The following is a 15,729-nucleotide window of genomic DNA, read 5'->3' as shown; positions in this document are numbered from 1 at the left end:
GACGGCGGACAAAATGGCGTTTCTGTCCACCGCTATGGAAGCCGGCATTCAACCAATGGCAGAAAAATCCGCAAAGCTGACGTTCCTCGTCTCGTGTTCGCCGCCTAGCTCTCGCCCCGCGACAGCCGGTCCAGCACCGAGGTGGGGGTGATCTGGCCGATTTGCTGGCCGTTCTCGGTGACCTTCAGGATCATGCCCGCTTTCAGGCGGTCGATGATGTCCTGCACCGGGGTTTCGGCCTCGACGGCGGTCAGGCCCGCGGTGCCGTCGGTCATCACGTCGCGGGCCGTCAGCACGCCCAGAGGGTTCATGTGGGCCACGAAGTCGGCGACGTAGTCGTTCTCGGGGTGGGTGAAGATCTCGCGCGGGGTGCCGGTCTGGACGATGCGGCCGCCCTCCATGATCGCGATGCGGTTGCCCAGCTTGAAGGCCTCGTCGAGGTCGTGGCTGACGAAGATGATCGTCTTGCCCCGCTCGGCCTGCAGGTCCAGCAGTTCGTCCTGCAGGCGCGCGCGGATCAGCGGATCGAGCGCGCTGAAGGGTTCGTCCATCAGCAGGATCGGCGCGTCGGTGGTGAAGGCGCGGGCCAGGCCCACGCGCTGCTGCATGCCGCCCGAGAGTTCGCCCACCAGCGCGTCGGCGCGATCGGCCAGGCCCACGAGCTCCAGCTCCCGATCCACGCGCGCGCGGCGCTTCGCCGCCGAAAGGCCGCCCAATTCCAGCCCCAACCCGACGTTGTCGCGCACGGTGCGCCAGGGCAGAAGGCCGAACTGCTGGAACACCATCGAGACGTCGCGCAGCCGCAATTGCCGCAGCGTGCGTCCACGGGCCTTGGTGACGTTGATCGGGCCGTCCTTGGTGTTCACCCGCACCTCGCCCCGGACCACCGGGTTCAGCCCGTTGACCGCACGCAGAAGCGTCGATTTGCCGGAGCCGGAGAGGCCCATGAGGACGAGGATCTCGCCGTCCTCGACGGAGAGGGTGCAGTCGTGGACCCCCAGCACCTGGTCGGTCGCGGCCTGCACCTGCGCCCGGGTCTGGCCCTGATCCATCAAGGGCAGGGCGCTTTCCGGCTTGTCCCCGAAGACGATGGAGACGCGGTCGAATTCCACGGCGCTCATCGTTTGGGCACCCGCAGCGTGCGGTCGAGCATGATCGCCACGATCACGATGATGAAGCCGCTCTCGAAGCCCAGCGCGGTATTGACGGTGTTGAGCGCGCGCACCACCGGCACGCCCAGCCCGTCGGCCCCCACGAGCCCCGCGATGACCACCATGGACAGCGACAGCATGATCGCCTGGTTGAGCCCCGCCATGATCTGCGGCGTGGCCGAGGGCAGCTCCACCTTCCACAGAAGCTGGCGTTTCGTCGCGCCGAAGGCCTGCGCCGCCTCGATCAGGGGGGTCGGGGTGGAGGAGATGCCGAGGTAGGTCAGCCGGATCGGTGCGGGCAGGACGAAGATCACCGTGGCGATCAGCCCCGGCACGATCCCGATTCCGAAAAGCACCACCGTGGGGATAAGGTAGACGAAGGTCGGCAGCGTCTGCATCAGGTCCAGCACCGGCACGATCAGCCGGTAGAACCCGGGGTTGTGCGCCCCCGCGATGCCCAGCGGCACACCGATCGCCATGCAGGCGGCACAGGCCATCAGGACCAGGGTGAGCGACTGGATCGTCTCCTCCCAGTAGCCCTGGTTGAGGATGAAGGCGAAGCCCGCCAGCACCAGCAGCGCGATCTGCCAGCGGCGCTGGATCGCGTAGGCCAGCGCTACGAACACCAGCACCACGACGATGGGCGGCGGCACCAGGACCATCTCGACCACCCAGTCCACGGTGTCGCGCAAGCCGTCGGCGAAGCTGTCGATCGCCGGGCCGATGGCCGATTGCAGCGTGTCGAAGGCGGTTCGGGACCAGGCGCCCACCGGGATCTTCTCGGCTGTCAGCCAGTCCAGTTGCAAGGGGTCCACGTCAGTCGTCCTTTCCTGCGGGCCGTTCGCCCGAATGCTGCATGAAGCGCAGCAGATAGCCGTCGGGGTCGGTCACGAGGAATTCCGACTGGCCTGTCTCGATCTCCTTTACCCGATACCAGCTTGTGGCCAGCGGGCGAAAGGGCACAACCCCCGCGCGTGTGACGCGGCCCAGAATCCGTTGCACGTCAGTGACTTCCATCTGGAAGTTGATCCCACGTCCCAGGGGCGGATCGAGCGGGCCGGTGGACCAGTGCCCGCCGGCCTGCTCCAGCATCACCTCGTTGCACTCCAGCCGCAGATAGGCGAACCCCGGCCGGTCGTAGCGCACCCGGAACCTCAGCGTGTCGCACCAGAAGGCAAGGCTGCGCTGCAGGTCGAGACAGGCCAATTCCGGCACCAGCCCGGCCCGGATCTCAAGCGTCGTGGCGGACTTGGGGCCGCCCGGATCGGACGACCCCGTCACCGCTCAGCTGTCCAGCGCGGCGCTGACGGCCTCGACCGCGTCACCGCCATCGACGGTCGTCACGCCGTCCAGCCAGGCCTGCCAGGTGTCGGGGTTGGCGCTCAGCCACTCCGTCGCCGCCCGCTCGGGGTCGGCATTGTCGTCGAGGATCGCGCCCATGATCTCGTTCTCCATCTCGAGGGTGAAGGCGAGGTTGTTCAAAAGCGCGCCGACGTTCTCGCATTCCGAGGCGAAGCCCGCGGTGGTGTTGGTATAGACCGTGGCCCCGCCGAGGTCCGGGCCGAACCAGTCGTCACCGCCTTCGAGGTAGCTCATGTCGAAGCGCGCGTTCATCGGGTGCGGCTCCCAGCCCAAAAAGACGATGGGATCGCCGGACCGGTCGGCGCGGTCGACCTGTGCGAGCATCCCCTGTTCGGAGGATTCGACGACCTCGAACCCTTCGAGGTCGAAGGCGTTGGCCTCGATCATGTCGAGGATCAGGCGGTTGCCGTCGTTGCCGGGCTCGATGCCGTAGATCTCGCCGTCCAGCGCGTCGCGGTTCGCGGCGATGTCGGCGAAGGTCGCGATGCCCAGATCGGCGGCGGCCTGGTTCACGGCGAGCGTGTACTTCGCGCCTTCGAGGTTGGCACGCACGGTCTCGACCGTGCCGTCCTCGCGGTAGGGGGCGATGTCGGCTTCCATGGTGGGCATCCAGTTGCCCAGGAAGACGTCGACGTCGCCTTCGGCCAGGCTGATGTAGGTGACCGGCACGCTCAGCAGCTTGGTGTCGGTCTCGTAGCCCAGCGCGTCCAGCACGACGGAGGTCGCAGCGGTGGTGGCGGTGATGTCGGTCCATCCGACGTCGGCGAAGGTGACTTCGTCGCAGTTCTGCTGCGCCAATGCGGGCGTGGCGGCGACGAGCGCCAGGATCGAGAGGGTGGATTTCATGGTCATGGAAGACTCCCTGAATTTTTTATTGATTGCCCGGTCAATAAAAACCGGGCAGGATGGCATGGACCTAACAGGAAACCCCGTGATGCCCAAGCTTGGGATGGAGCCTATACGCCGCGCCGCTCTGGTGAAAGCCACCATAGCCGAGGTGGGGGATGCGGGATCGCTCGACGTCGCGGTCTCGCGCATCGCCAAGCGGGCGGGGATGTCGTCGGGGCTTGCGCATCACTACTTCGGCGGCAAGGACGAGATCTTCGCCGCCGCCATGCGCCAGATCCTGACCGACTACCGGGCGGAGGTGACGACCGCGCTGCGCCGCACCCCCGACCGCGCCACCGCGGTGATCGAGGCGAGCTTCGCGCCGTCGTGTTTCGCGCCAGAGACGGTCGCCGCCTGGATGACCTTCTATGCGCAGGCGCACACCAGCCCGCCTGCGCTGCGGCTCTTGCGGATCTACCAGCGGCGATTGCGCAGCACGCTGACCCATGCCCTGCGCGGGCAGGTCGACGATCCGCGCGCGGCCGCCGAGACGCTCGCCGCGCTCATCGACGGTACCTACCTTGCCATGGCCTTCGGTCATGTCCCCGGGGGGACGGCGCGCGTTCTTTCGGTCCTTCACTCGCTCAGAGGCCAGTCATGACCCAGCCCGACATCCTCATCCTGATGGTCGACCAGCTCAACGGGACTCTGTTCCCCGACGGGCCGGTGGACTGGTTGCACGCGCCGAACCTCAAGAAGCTGGCCGCGCGTTCGACCCGGTTCGCCAACAGCTACACCGCCTCGCCGCTGTGTGCGCCCGCGCGCGCGTCCTTCATGACAGGCCAGTTGCCCAGCCTCACGCGGGTCTACGACAACGCGGCCGAGTTCTCCTCTGCCTTGCCGACCTACGCGCACCACCTGCGCCGCGCGGGCTACCAGACCGCACTTTCGGGCAAGATGCACTTCGTCGGCCCCGACCAGCTCCACGGGTTCGAGGAGCGGCTGACCACCGACATCTATCCCGCCGACTTCGGCTGGACGCCGGACTACCGCAAGCCCGGCGAGCGGATCGACTGGTGGTATCACAACATGGGGTCCGTGACGGGGGCCGGCACCGCCGAGATCACCAACCAGATGGAATACGACGACGAGGTCGCCTACCACGCGACGCGCAAGATCTACGACTACGCACGCAAACAGGACCCGCGGCCCTGGTGCCTGACGGTCAGCTTCACCCACCCGCACGATCCTTACGTCGCGCGCAAGAAGTACTGGGACCTCTACGAGGAGTGCGACCATCTTCTGCCGCAGGTCGGCCCGATCCCCTACGAGGATCAGGATCCCCACAGCCAGCGCATCCTCGATGCCAACGACCGCAGCAACTTCGACATCACCGAGGACCACATCCGCACCGCCCGCCGGGCCTATTTCGCCAATATCTCCTACCTCGACGACAAGATCGGCGCGATCCTGCAGACGCTGGAGGATACGAAGCAGGATCCCATCATCCTCTTCGTCTCGGATCACGGCGACATGCTGGGGGCCCGGGGGCTCTGGTTCAAGATGAGCTTCTACGACGGCTCGTCCCGCGTGCCGCTCATGGTGGCCGCGCCGCAGATGGAACCGGGCCTCGTGACCGAACCGGTGAGCACGATCGACGTCTGCCCGACGCTGTGCGACCTCGCCGGCGTCGACATGTCCGAGGTCGCGCCCTGGACCGAAGGCCACAGCCTCGTCCCGCAGGGGCAGGGGGTGACGCGGACCGATCCCGTAACGATGGAATACGCCGCCGAAGGGTCGATCACCCCGCTGGTGGGGCTGCGCACCGGCCGGTGGAAATACACCAACTGCCTCGCAGACCCCGAACAGCTCTTCGACCTCGAGGCCGATCCGCACGAACTGACCGACCTCGCGGCCGACCCGGCCCACGCCGACACCCTGGCCGACCTGCGGCAACAGGCCGCCGTCCGCTGGGACCTGGACCGCTTCGATGCCGACGTCCGCCACTCCCAGGCCAGCCGGTGGGTCGTCTATGAGGCCTTGCGCAACGGCGCCTACTATCCTTGGGACTACCAGCCACTCCAGCTCGCCTCGGAACGCTACATGCGCAACCACATGGACCTCAACGTCCTCGAAGAGGCGCAACGCGCGCCGAAGGACTGATCCGCTTCATCTGGCGGAATAAACTCCCGCCGGAGGCTCCCGCGCTCTCCACACGCACCGCCCATCCGATCACGACGCCCAACCCCTCGCTTTTTTCCCGAATACGCCCGCCGGAGGCTCCCACGATGGACACCCAACCCACCGCCAGCCATTTCATCGACGGCGCCTACGTCGAGGACACGACGGGCACGCCGATCCCCGTGATCTACGCCTATACCGGCGAGACCATTGCAACGGTCCATGCAGCGACACCCGGGATCGTGGAGAAGGCCATCGCCTCGGCCAAGGCGGCACAGGCGGAGTGGGCGGCCCTGTCCGGGACCGAGCGGGGCCGGATCCTGCGCCGCGCCGCCGACATCATGCGCACGCGCAATCACGATCTTTCCGTGCTCGAGACCTTTGATACCGGCAAACCCCTGTCGGAGACGATCGTGGCCGACGCGACCTCCGGTGCCGATGCGCTGGAATACTTCGGCGGTCTCGCGGCCACCCTGACGGGCGAGCATATCCAGCTGGGCGGCGGCGATTTCGTCTACGCACGACGCGAGGCGCTGGGCGTCTGCGTCGGCATAGGCGCCTGGAACTATCCCACCCAGATCGCCTGCTGGAAGGCCGCCCCGGCGCTCGCCTGCGGCAACACCATGGTCTTCAAGCCGTCCGAGACCACGCCGCTTTGCGCCTTGAAGGTGGCCGAGATCCTGATCGAGGCGGGCGCGCCGCCGGGGGTCTTCAACGTGGTGCAGGGCATGGGTGAGGTGGGCGCCGCGCTCACCACCGATCCGCGGGTCGCGAAGGTCTCGCTCACCGGGTCCGTGCCCACGGGCCAGAAGGTCTATGCCGCCGCCGCGGAAGGGTTGCGGCACGTGACGATGGAACTGGGTGGCAAGTCCCCGCAGGTGGTCTTCGAGGACGCCGATCTCGACGATGCCGTGGGCGGCGCGATTTTGGGGAATTTCTATTCGTCGGGGCAGGTCTGCTCGAACGGGACGCGCGTCTTCGTGCAGCGCGGCCTGGTGGATCGGTTCCTCGACCGGCTGACCGAGCGGTTGGGGAACGCCGTCATGGGCGATCCGATGGAGATGGAGACGACCTTCGGCCCCATGGTCAGCGCCCGCCAGCGCGAGATCGTCGAAGGCTTCATCGCCAAGGGGATCGAGGAAGGCGCGCGGCTGGTGCACGGCGGCACGCGGCCCGACCGCGACGGGTTCTTCCTGGACCCCACCGTCTTCGCCGACGTCACCGACGAGATGAGCATCGCGCGGGACGAAATCTTCGGCCCCGTCATGTCGGTCCTGACCTTCGACACCGAGGAGGAGGCGCTGCGCCGGGCCAACGACACGCCCTTCGGCCTCGCGGCGTCGGTCTTCACGAAAGACCTCGCGCGCGCGCACCGCATGGCCGCGGGCTTTCAGGCGGGAACCTGCTACATCAACACCCACAACCTCTCTCCTGTCGAGGCACCCTTCGGCGGCATGAAGATGTCCGGCGTGGGGCGAGAGAACTCGAAGGCCGCGATCGAGCACTACAGCCAGCTCAAGGGCGTCTACGTCGCCATGACCCCGGTGGAGGCGCCGTTCTGATGCAGGCCGACTACGTCATCGTCGGCGCGGGCAGCGCGGGCTGCGCCATGGCCTACCGCCTGTCGGAGGCGGGCAAGTCCGTCATCGTCATCGAGCACGGCGGGTCCGACGCGGGGCCGCTCATCCAGATGCCGGCGGCGCTGTCCTATCCGATGAACATGAAGGCCTACGACTGGGGCTATTCCACCCAGGCAGAGCCGCACCTGGGCGGACGGCGCCTGGCGACGCCGCGGGGCAAGGTGATCGGCGGGTCGTCGTCGATCAACGGCATGGTCTACGTGCGCGGCCACGCCCGCGACTTCGACCATTGGGAGGAAACCGGCGCGCGCGGCTGGGCCTATGCCGACGTGCTGCCCTACTACAAGCGGATGGAGCATTGGCATGCCGGGCTGCACGGCGGCGATCCCGAATGGCGCGGCACCGACGGACCGCTGCACGTCAGCCGCGGCCCGCGCCGCAACCCGCTCGTGCGCGCCTTCGTCGAGGCCGGACGCCAGGCGGGCTATCCCACCACCGACGACTACAATGGCGAACAGCAGGAAGGGTTCGGCCCCTTCGACGCGACGATCCACCTCGGGCGGCGCTGGTCGGCGGCCAACGCCTACCTGCGCCCCGCGCTGAAGCGGCCCGAGTGCACCCTGATCCGCGCCTTCGCCCGCCGCATCGTCATCGCGGAGGGGCGCGCCACCGGGGTCGAGGTCGACCGCAAGGGCGTGCGCGAGGTGATCCACGCCGGCAAGGAGGTCATCGTCGCGGCCTCCTCGATCAACTCGCCCAAGCTGCTGATGCTGTCCGGCATCGGACCGGCCGCCCATCTGGCCCAACACGGCATCGACGTGGTGGCGGACCGTGCCGGCGTGGGCCAGAACCTGCAGGACCACCTGGAGCTTTATATCCAGCAGGCCGCCACCCAGCCCGTGAGCCTCTTCACCTACTGGAAGCTCATGTGGAAGGCGATCATCGGCGCGCAATGGCTTTTCGGCAAGCGGGGCTTGGGCACCTCGAACCAGTTCGAAAGCGCGGCCTTCGTGCGCTCCGGGCCGGGGGTCGAGTATCCCGACATCCAGTTCCATTTCCTGCCGCTGGCGATTCGCTACGACGGCAAGGTGGCCGCCGAAGGCCACGGCTTCCAGGCGCATGTCGGCCCCATGCGCTCGCCCTCGCGCGGGGCCGTGACGCTGGCCAGCGCCGATCCGGCGGAGGCGCCGCATATCCTCTTCAACTATATGTCCCATCCGCAGGACTGGGAGGATTTCCGCACCTGTATTCGCCTCACGCGCGAGATCTTCGCGCAGGAGGCCTTCGCCCCGTTCCGCGGGCACGAGATTCAGCCCGGCGCGGCGGTCCAGTCTGACGACGAGCTGGATGCCTTCATCCGGGAGCACGCGGAAAGCGCCTATCATCCCTGCGGCACCTGCAAGATGGGGGCCGTGGACGATCCCATGGCCGTGGTAGACCCCGAATGCCGCGTGATCGGGGTCGAGGGGCTGCGGGTCGCCGACAGCTCGATCTTTCCGCGGATCACCAACGGCAACCTCAACGCGCCGTCCATCATGGTGGGGGAAAAGGCCTCGGATCATATCCTGGGCCGCGCCCCGCTCGCCCGCGCGAACGAGCAGCCCTGGATCCACCCTGCCTGGGCGACGAGCCAACGGTAGGGACCGAAGGCTTCCTCGCGGTGCGCCTGGCCGGGCCGCGGCGGCGTTCGCGCGGACGGCAGTGGCGAGGGACCTCGACCAAGCCGAGGCTGGCCGCGCTGTGCCGAGCTCAGGCGATGACCAGCCTGCGTTCCCGCCACATCACGAAGGCCACGGCGGCGATTGACCCCAGGCCGCTGGCGCACATCAGCGCCTGAAGCGAGATCGCGGTCTGCGCGCCCTCCAGGAGGACGCCCGCGAGCTGGCTGAGCGCCGCCCCGCCACCGATCATCAGCGCGCCGCCGAGACCGCTCGCGGTGCCCGCCAGGCGCGGTCGCACCGACAGAAGGCCCGCTGTGGCGTTGGGCATGGTCATCCCGTTGCCGAGCCCCAGAAAGGTGCAGAGCCCGAAGAAGACCAGCGGATCCTGCAGTCCCGCCAGCGCCAGCAGCAGCGACAGCCCCATCCCCGCGAAGGCCAGAATACAGCCCCACAGGATCATCGGGTTCAGTCCCACGCGTTCCGAAAAGCGGCCCGAAATCCCATTGCCCACCGCGTAGCCGATGGCGGGCGCGCCAAGGGCCAGCCCGCTCTGGAACGGGGTCAGGCCGAAGACGTAGTCGGCCACGTAGGAGGCCCCGCCGAGGAAGGCGAAGAACGACCCCGACGCGAAGGCCGCGCAGAGCGCGTAGCCCCAGAAGCGCGGGGCCGTCAGCAGGGCCGGATAGTTCGCCACCTGTGCCTTGAACGAGGTGCCGCCGCCGCGCACGGTCTCTCCCTGGTCGGCCCAGCAGAGCGTCAGCACCAGCCCGCCCGCCGCCATCAGGAACAGGAAGGAGGATCGCCAGCCGAAGAGCTCGTCCAGCGTGCCGCCGATGGTGGGGCCGATCATCGGGATGAGCGCCATGCCCATGGTGACGTAGCCGATCATCGAGGCCGACCGCTCCGGCGGGAAGAGGTCGCGGACGATGGCGCGGCTGAGCACGATCCCGGTGGCGACGGCGGCCTGCAGGATGCGGAAGGCCAGGAAGACCGTGACGTTGGTGGCCAGATAGCAGCCCAGCGTGGCCACCATGAAGACCGAAAGCGCCCCCATCACCACCTTGCGGCGGCCGTAGCGGTCCGACAGCGGTCCCACGACCACCTGCAGCAGCGCCGTGGCCGCGAGGTAGCCCGAGATGGCGAATTGCACCGTCGCGTAGTCGGTGCCGAAATCCTCGGCCATGCGGGTGAGGGAGGGCAGGAAGATCGACATGTTCAACGCCGACACGCCGGCCAGCAGCGTCAGGGTCACGATATGCGGGGGCGTGCTGCGGTCGCCGAACCGCGCCTTGGGAAAGTCTGACATGGCGCGCAGGCTATGCCCCTGCGCGGGGAAGTCCAGCGCCCATCGCGGGCAAACCAAAATGTCGGAACGCTGGGGCAGGGGGACGGAAAATTGCGCAGGCGGTCTTTCGCTTGAATTTCCGCATGACTAAGGTGCGACAACCGACCCTCGATCTTCGGGTCCGCGCGAGGAGGCATGATGAAAGACCATATCGAAGCGCTCGAGGCCCGCCGTGCCGAGGCCCGGCTGGGCGGGGGGCAGGCGCGGATCGACGCGCAGCACGCCAAGGGCAAGCTGACCGCGCGCGAACGGATCGAACTGCTGCTGGACGACGGCTCGTTCGAGGAGTTCGACGCCTTCGTCACCCATCGCGCGGTCGATTTCGGGATGCAGGACAACCAGCCGCTGGGCGATGGCGTCGTCACCGGCTGGGGAACGATCAACGGGCGGATGGTCTACGTCTTCAGCCAGGATTTCACCGTCTTCGGCGGGTCGCTGTCGGAAACCCACGCCCAGAAGATCTGCAAGATCATGGACATGGCGATCCAGAACGGCGCGCCGGTGATCGGGATCAACGATTCGGGCGGCGCGCGCATCCAGGAGGGCGTGGCGAGCCTCGCGGGCTATGCGGAAGTCTTCCAGCGCAATGTCCTGGCCAGCGGCGTGGTCCCGCAGATCAGCCTGATCATGGGACCCTGCGCGGGCGGGGCGGTCTATTCGCCCGCCATGACGGACTTCATCTTCATGGTGCGCGACACCTCCTACATGTTCGTGACCGGCCCCGACGTGGTCAAGACCGTCACCAACGAGGTCGTCACCGCCGAGGAACTGGGGGGGGCCTCCACCCACACCAAGAAATCCGGCGTCGCCGATGCCGCCTTCGACAACGATGTCGAGGCCATCGCCGAATGCCGCCGCCTCTTCGATTTCCTGCCGCTGAACAACCGTCAGAAGGCGCCCACGCGACCATTCTTCGACGACGTGGCCCGGATCGAGGACAGCCTCGACACGCTGATCCCGGCCAGTGCCAACGCCCCCTACGACATGAAGGAGCTGATCCTGAAGGTCGCGGACGAGGGCGACTTCTACGAGATACAAAAGGACTACGCGGGCAATATCCTGACCGGTTTCATCCGGCTCGAAGGGCAGACCATCGGCGTCGTGGCGAACCAGCCGATGGTGCTGGCGGGGGTGCTGGACATCGACTCCAGCCGCAAGGCCGCGCGCTTCGTGCGGTTCTGCGACGCCTTCGAGATCCCGATCCTGACCCTCGTCGACGTCCCCGGCTTCCTGCCCGGAACGGCCCAGGAATACGGCGGCGTCATCAAGCACGGGGCGAAACTCTTGTTCGCCTACGGTGAGGCGACGGTGCCCAAGGTCACGGTCATCACCCGCAAGGCCTACGGCGGGGCCTACGACGTGATGGCCTCCAAGCACCTACGGGGTGACTTCAACTACGCCTGGCCCACGGCAGAGATTGCCGTCATGGGCGCCAAGGGGGCCACCGAGATCATCCACCGCGGCAAATCCGCGGAGGAGATCGCGACGCTCGCCGGCGCCTACGAGGAGCGCTTCGCCAATCCCTTCGTCGCCGCCTCCAAGGGGTTCGTGGACGAGGTCATCATGCCGCGTGCGACCCGGCGGCGGGTGTGCCGGGCCTTCGCCTCGCTGCGGGGCAAGCAGCTGACCAACCCGTGGAAGAAGCATGACAACATCCCGCTCTGACGCAGCGCCTCGGGCAATCGGGGCAGGGGGGCCAGCCCCCCGTCCGCTGGTGGCGGACTCCCCCCGGAGTTTACCTGGCCAGATGAACGGGGGAACCGCGCTCGCGGATGCGTCGTTGCGCCCGAAAGGAGAGTGCGATGACCAAGGATCACGGACCCAGCATCAAGGACGACGAAGCCTTCGAGGCCTTGCGCGACGAGGGCATGTCGAAGGAGAAGGCGGCGCGAATTTCGAACGCGCAGGCCAACGAGGACATGGACCCCTCGACCAAGGGCGGCAAGGCCCCGCCCTACGAGGAGTGGACGAAGGACGACCTTTACGCGCGCGCGCAGGAAATCGGGATCGAGGGGCGCTCGGGCATGGACAAGGACGCGCTCATCGAGGCCTTGCGCTCGCACTGACGGCGGCCCTTTGGGCCTCTCCGGTGGCGGCGCAGGAGTTGCAGCCGATCTCGGTGCCCTCGGGGCTGGAGATCGCGCTTGCGGACGTGATGCTGGAGGAGGAGGCGGGGATCGCGCGGTTCCGGTTCGTCTCTCCCGCCCTGTCTGGCGAGGACGGGCTGACCTTCGCGGAGGTGGCGGACGATCTGATGTGGCTTTGCCAGGGGCTGGTGCGACCGGCGCTGGAGCAGCAGGCGTGGACCAGCGCGCAGGTGGTCCTGTCGGTCTCGGACCAGCCGACGGAGTTCGGGATCTACGATCCGAACGTCGTGCAGTATTTCCAGCCCTTCCGCCTAGACGGCGACGAGTGCCGCTGGGAGGATCTTTGATGGAGAAGCACCGCGGGTTCCCCGGACGCCTGCCGGGGACGGACTACCAGTTCGTGATCCGGCGCGCTCACAAGGACGGGGCCACGCCCTTGCGCGCGCGCGAACGCTTCGCCGACCGCAGGCCCCCCGACCGGCGCGCCGACGAGGGGTTCCTGCAGGCGCTGTGGGATCATTTCGGGCCGGAGCCCTTCGTGCGCGGCAACCTGGACGCGGGGCGGTTGAGCTGGCTGTTCGGGCGCGAGGTCGTGGCGGCCGAGGACCCCTTCGATCCCGAAAGCTACGACGCGCTCTTGCGCATCGACGAGGCGCGCGCGCGCGTGAGTTTCCCGGATGTCTTCGCATGACCACACGCAAGGCCGCAGATATTCGGAACAAATCGGCGGGTTCGCGCCTTTGCTTGTCAATCGGGCTTGAGTTCGCCCGGCTGGCGAGCAAGTTTGCGCGCATCTGGAACGTAACGAAAGGCACAGTACAATGTTCAAGACCACATCCGCACTGGCCCTCATCGCCGTCCTCGGCGTTGCTGGCTGCGACAACATCGACACCGACGGCGAGCGTGCGCTCGTCGGCGCCGGCATCGGCGCGGCAGGTTCCGCCGCTCTGGGCGGCGACGATCGCGACACCGCGACCGCGGCACTCGGCGGCGCCGTTGCCGGCGCGCTGGCCGACGACGTGGGTCTCGCCCGCCGCAGCCGCTAAGCGGATTGCCTCCCTTCGGGGGCATTCACACCATTGGAACCGTCGCCGGGGCAACCGCCCTGGCGGCGGTTTCGCGTTTTAGGGGACCCGCCTGATGTTCAAGAAAATCCTGATCGCCAACCGCGGCGAGATCGCCTGCCGGGTCATCAAGACCGCGCGGCGCATGGGGATCGCCACTGTTGCCGTCTACTCGGACGCGGATGCAGGCGCGCTGCATGTCAAGATGGCCGACGAGGCGGTCCATATCGGCCCGAGCCCGGCCAACCAGTCCTACATCGTGATCGACAAGATCATGGAGGCCGTCCGCCAGACCGGGGCCGAGGCGGTCCACCCGGGCTACGGTTTCCTGTCGGAGAACCCGAAGTTCGCCGAGGCGCTGAAGGCCGAGGGGGTCGCCTTCATCGGTCCGCCCGTGGGGGCGATCGAGGCGATGGGCGACAAGATCACCTCCAAGAAGCTGGCGGGAGAGGCGGGGGTCAGCACGGTGCCCGGGCACATGGGCCTGATCGCGGATGCCGAGGAGGCGGTGAAGATCAGCCGCGAGATCGGCTACCCGGTGATGATCAAGGCGAGCGCCGGCGGCGGCGGCAAGGGGATGCGGATCGCCTGGGACGACGACGGGGCACGCGAGGGCTTCCAGTCGTCCAAGAACGAGGCCGCGAACAGCTTCGGCGACGATCGCATCTTCATCGAGAAATTCGTCACCCAGCCGCGTCATATCGAGATCCAGGTCCTCGCCGACGGCCACGGCAACGCGGTCTACCTGCACGAGCGCGAATGTTCGATCCAGCGCCGCAACCAGAAGGTCATCGAGGAGGCGCCGAGCCCGTTCCTGGACGAAGAGACCCGCGCCGCGATGGGGGCGCAGGCCGTGGCGCTGGCGAAGGCGGTCGATTACACCAGCGCGGGCACGGTGGAGTTCATCGTCGACGGCGACCGCAACTTCTATTTCCTGGAGATGAACACCCGCCTGCAGGTCGAACACCCGGTGACGGAGCTGATCACCGGCATCGACCTGGTCGAACAGATGATCCGGGTAGCCGCGGGCGAGAAGCTGGGCTTCGCGCAGTCCGGCCTGACCATCGACGGCTGGGCCATCGAAAGCCGCCTCTATGCCGAGGATCCCTATCGCAACTTCCTGCCCTCCATCGGGCGGCTGACCCGCTACCGCCCCCCGCAGGAGGTGGCCGAGGCCGAGCGCGCCGTGCGCAACGACACCGGCGTCTTCGACGGGGGCGAGATCAGCATGTTCTACGACCCGATGATCGCGAAGCTCTGCACCTGGGCGCCCACGCGCGCGGCCGCGATCGAGGAGATGCGGTTGGCCCTCGACCGGTTCGAGATCGAGGGGATCGGTCATAACCTGCCGTTCCTCTCGGCGGTGATGGATCATCCGAAGTTCGTCGCGGGCGAGATGACCACCGCCTTCATCGAGGAGGAGTTCCCCGAGGGCTTCGACGGCGTGGCACTGGGCGGGGAGACCTTGCGTCGCATCGCGGCGGCGCTCGCGGCGATGCACCGGATATCGGAGATCCGGCGCACGCGGATCACGGGGCGGATGGACAATCACGAACGCACCGTGGGCACGGACTGGAACGTGGCGCTGCAGGACGTGGAGTTCGACGCCAGGATCGAGGCCGACCGGGGCGGGGCGAGCGTCACCCTCGACGGTCGCACCTATCGGGTGGAAAGCGATTGGACCCCCGGGCAGCCCCTCGCGGTGCTCAAGGTCGACGGCAGCCCGCTGGTGTTGAAGGTGGCGAAGATCTCGGGCGGATTCCGGGTGCGCCACCGCGGCGCCGACCTGCGAGCCCACGTGCGCACCCCGCGGCAGGCCGAGCTGGCCCGGCTGATGCCGCAGAAGGAAGCTGCGGATACCTCCAGGCTGCTGCTTTGCCCGATGCCCGGCCTGATCGTGAGCGTCGAGGTCTCCGAAGGGGAGGAGGTGCAGGAAGGCCAGCCGCTCTGCACCGTCGAGGCCATGAAGATGGAAAACATCCTGCGCGCGACCCGCAAGGGCGTGGTCACCAAGATCAACGCCAGTGCGGGTGACAGCCTGGCGGTCGACGACGTCATCATGGAGTTCGAGTGACCCGCTTCGGATCCCTGCTGCTGATCTGGTTCGCGGCCTGCGTCATCGCGGTCATCGCGGGCCTGGGCCTTCTGAGCGTGATGGTCCCCGGGGACGACGTGTCCTGGGCCACGCGCCTGCCGCGCCGCGCGATCACCGTGCCGATGATCTGCGTGATCGTCTTCTGGGGGGTGGTGCGCGCCTCGGGGGTGCATTTGTCGCCCGTGCCGACCTTCACCTTCGGCGGGTTGGCGGTCTACCTCGCGCTTTTCGTGATCGGCCGAATCCTGGTCAGCGTTCCCATCAGCCCCGTGCTGGTGCTGGGCCTGGTGCTGGCGATCCTGATGGCGCTGGCGTGGATCGCCGTGCGCAGCGCCGCGCGCCGGATGCCCCGCACGCCCGACGCGTGATCCGCGG

Annotated in this window: 16 protein-coding genes; 11 read left to right on the top strand and 5 right to left on the bottom strand. The window is 67.7% G+C overall.

Annotated features, from left to right (window positions below; translation table 11 throughout):
- Window positions 1-104 precede the first annotated feature (104 nt).
- The 4 genes from choV to choX are packed head-to-tail and all read right to left on the bottom strand — an operon-like array spanning window position 105 to window position 3,365.
- Window positions 105-1,121 carry a choline ABC transporter ATP-binding protein gene (choV, locus tag EU805_RS11650; protein WP_129764155.1) on the bottom strand — a complete coding sequence of 339 codons (1,017 nt, stop codon included), beginning with the start codon at window positions 1,119-1,121 and terminating at the stop codon, window positions 105-107.
- Complete coding sequence (gene choW, locus EU805_RS11645) at window positions 1,118-1,966, bottom strand: choline ABC transporter permease subunit (RefSeq protein WP_370318202.1); 849 nt, start codon at window positions 1,964-1,966, stop codon at window positions 1,118-1,120. The genes choV and choW overlap by 4 nt, the downstream gene beginning before the upstream one ends.
- A 1-nt stretch (window position 1,967) precedes the next feature.
- Entirely contained in the window at window positions 1,968-2,432 is a 465-nt protein-coding gene (locus EU805_RS11640) for a VOC family protein (protein WP_242494134.1), read from the bottom strand.
- A gap of 3 nt (window positions 2,433-2,435) precedes the next feature.
- Window positions 2,436-3,365 carry a choline ABC transporter substrate-binding protein gene (gene choX / locus EU805_RS11635; RefSeq protein WP_129764154.1) on the bottom strand — a complete coding sequence of 310 codons (930 nt, stop codon included), beginning with the start codon at window positions 3,363-3,365 and terminating at the stop codon, window positions 2,436-2,438.
- A gap of 82 nt (window positions 3,366-3,447) precedes the next feature.
- Here choX and betI point away from each other — a divergent pair, with 82 nt between their 5' ends.
- The 4 genes from betI (at window position 3,448) to betA (ending at window position 8,742) form a co-directional block, all read left to right on the top strand.
- A complete protein-coding gene (gene betI / locus EU805_RS11630; RefSeq protein WP_129764153.1) occupies window positions 3,448-4,002 on the top strand; it encodes a transcriptional regulator BetI in 555 nt (184 codons plus the stop codon).
- Entirely contained in the window at window positions 3,999-5,504 is a 1,506-nt protein-coding gene (gene betC, locus EU805_RS11625) for a choline-sulfatase (RefSeq protein ID WP_129764152.1), read from the top strand. Before betI ends, betC begins: the two co-directional genes overlap by 4 nt.
- Window positions 5,505-5,629: 125 nt before the next feature.
- Window positions 5,630-7,084, top strand: coding sequence for a betaine-aldehyde dehydrogenase (gene betB, locus EU805_RS11620; RefSeq protein WP_129764151.1), 1,455 nt, complete (start codon window positions 5,630-5,632; stop codon window positions 7,082-7,084).
- A complete protein-coding gene (gene betA, locus EU805_RS11615) occupies window positions 7,084-8,742 on the top strand; it encodes a choline dehydrogenase (RefSeq protein WP_129764150.1) in 1,659 nt (552 codons plus the stop codon). The genes betB and betA overlap by 1 nt, the downstream gene beginning before the upstream one ends.
- A gap of 109 nt (window positions 8,743-8,851) precedes the next feature.
- Here the strand turns inward: betA and EU805_RS11610 are convergent, their stop codons facing one another.
- Window positions 8,852-10,069, bottom strand: coding sequence for a multidrug effflux MFS transporter (locus EU805_RS11610; protein WP_129764149.1), 1,218 nt, complete (start codon window positions 10,067-10,069; stop codon window positions 8,852-8,854).
- A gap of 177 nt (window positions 10,070-10,246) precedes the next feature.
- Here EU805_RS11610 and EU805_RS11605 point away from each other — a divergent pair, with 177 nt between their 5' ends.
- The 7 genes from EU805_RS11605 (at window position 10,247) to EU805_RS11575 (ending at window position 15,722) form a co-directional block, all read left to right on the top strand.
- Window positions 10,247-11,773: an acyl-CoA carboxylase subunit beta gene (locus EU805_RS11605; RefSeq protein WP_129764148.1), complete on the top strand. Its 1,527-nt coding sequence runs from the start codon at window positions 10,247-10,249 to the stop codon at window positions 11,771-11,773.
- Window positions 11,774-11,910: 137 nt separating this feature from the next.
- Window positions 11,911-12,174 carry a Rho termination factor gene (locus EU805_RS11600; RefSeq protein ID WP_129764147.1) on the top strand — a complete coding sequence of 88 codons (264 nt, stop codon included), beginning with the start codon at window positions 11,911-11,913 and terminating at the stop codon, window positions 12,172-12,174.
- A gap of 23 nt (window positions 12,175-12,197) precedes the next feature.
- Window positions 12,198-12,542 carry a DUF6497 family protein gene (locus tag EU805_RS11595; protein ID WP_129764146.1) on the top strand — a complete coding sequence of 115 codons (345 nt, stop codon included), beginning with the start codon at window positions 12,198-12,200 and terminating at the stop codon, window positions 12,540-12,542.
- Entirely contained in the window at window positions 12,542-12,886 is a 345-nt protein-coding gene (locus EU805_RS11590; protein ID WP_129764145.1) for a hypothetical protein, read from the top strand. Before EU805_RS11595 ends, EU805_RS11590 begins: the two co-directional genes overlap by 1 nt.
- Window positions 12,887-13,016: 130 nt before the next feature.
- Window positions 13,017-13,241: a hypothetical protein gene (locus EU805_RS11585; RefSeq protein WP_129764144.1), complete on the top strand. Its 225-nt coding sequence runs from the start codon at window positions 13,017-13,019 to the stop codon at window positions 13,239-13,241.
- 94 nt (window positions 13,242-13,335) lie between these two features.
- Window positions 13,336-15,333 carry an acetyl/propionyl/methylcrotonyl-CoA carboxylase subunit alpha gene (locus tag EU805_RS11580; RefSeq protein WP_129764143.1) on the top strand — a complete coding sequence of 666 codons (1,998 nt, stop codon included), beginning with the start codon at window positions 13,336-13,338 and terminating at the stop codon, window positions 15,331-15,333.
- A complete protein-coding gene (locus EU805_RS11575) occupies window positions 15,330-15,722 on the top strand; it encodes a hypothetical protein (RefSeq protein WP_129764142.1) in 393 nt (130 codons plus the stop codon). Before EU805_RS11580 ends, EU805_RS11575 begins: the two co-directional genes overlap by 4 nt.
- Window positions 15,723-15,729 lie beyond the last annotated feature (7 nt).

The sequence above is a fragment of the Salipiger sp. IMCC34102 genome (assembly GCF_004145405.1).
GTDB lineage: Bacteria > Pseudomonadota > Alphaproteobacteria > Rhodobacterales > Rhodobacteraceae > Loktanella.
The sequence above is the reverse complement of the archived record's forward strand: the minus strand, read 5'-3'. Positions and strand labels throughout refer to the sequence as shown.

Coding starts and splice junctions, on each gene's coding strand:
- betC (WP_129764152.1), top strand. CDS start 3,999: ATGACCCAGCCCGACATCCTCATCCTGATGGTCGACCAGCTCAACGGG.
- EU805_RS11585 (WP_129764144.1), top strand. CDS start 13,017: ATGTTCAAGACCACATCCGCACTGGCCCTCATCGCCGTCCTCGGCGTT.
- EU805_RS11600 (WP_129764147.1), top strand. CDS start 11,911: ATGACCAAGGATCACGGACCCAGCATCAAGGACGACGAAGCCTTCGAG.
- betI (WP_129764153.1), top strand. CDS start 3,448: ATGCCCAAGCTTGGGATGGAGCCTATACGCCGCGCCGCTCTGGTGAAA.
- EU805_RS11580 (WP_129764143.1), top strand. CDS start 13,336: ATGTTCAAGAAAATCCTGATCGCCAACCGCGGCGAGATCGCCTGCCGG.
- betB (WP_129764151.1), top strand. CDS start 5,630: ATGGACACCCAACCCACCGCCAGCCATTTCATCGACGGCGCCTACGTC.
- EU805_RS11605 (WP_129764148.1), top strand. CDS start 10,247: ATGAAAGACCATATCGAAGCGCTCGAGGCCCGCCGTGCCGAGGCCCGG.
- EU805_RS11590 (WP_129764145.1), top strand. CDS start 12,542: ATGGAGAAGCACCGCGGGTTCCCCGGACGCCTGCCGGGGACGGACTAC.
- EU805_RS11610 (WP_129764149.1), bottom strand. CDS start 10,069: ATGTCAGACTTTCCCAAGGCGCGGTTCGGCGACCGCAGCACGCCCCCG.
- choX (WP_129764154.1), bottom strand. CDS start 3,365: ATGACCATGAAATCCACCCTCTCGATCCTGGCGCTCGTCGCCGCCACG.
- betA (WP_129764150.1), top strand. CDS start 7,084: ATGCAGGCCGACTACGTCATCGTCGGCGCGGGCAGCGCGGGCTGCGCC.
- choV (WP_129764155.1), bottom strand. CDS start 1,121: ATGAGCGCCGTGGAATTCGACCGCGTCTCCATCGTCTTCGGGGACAAG.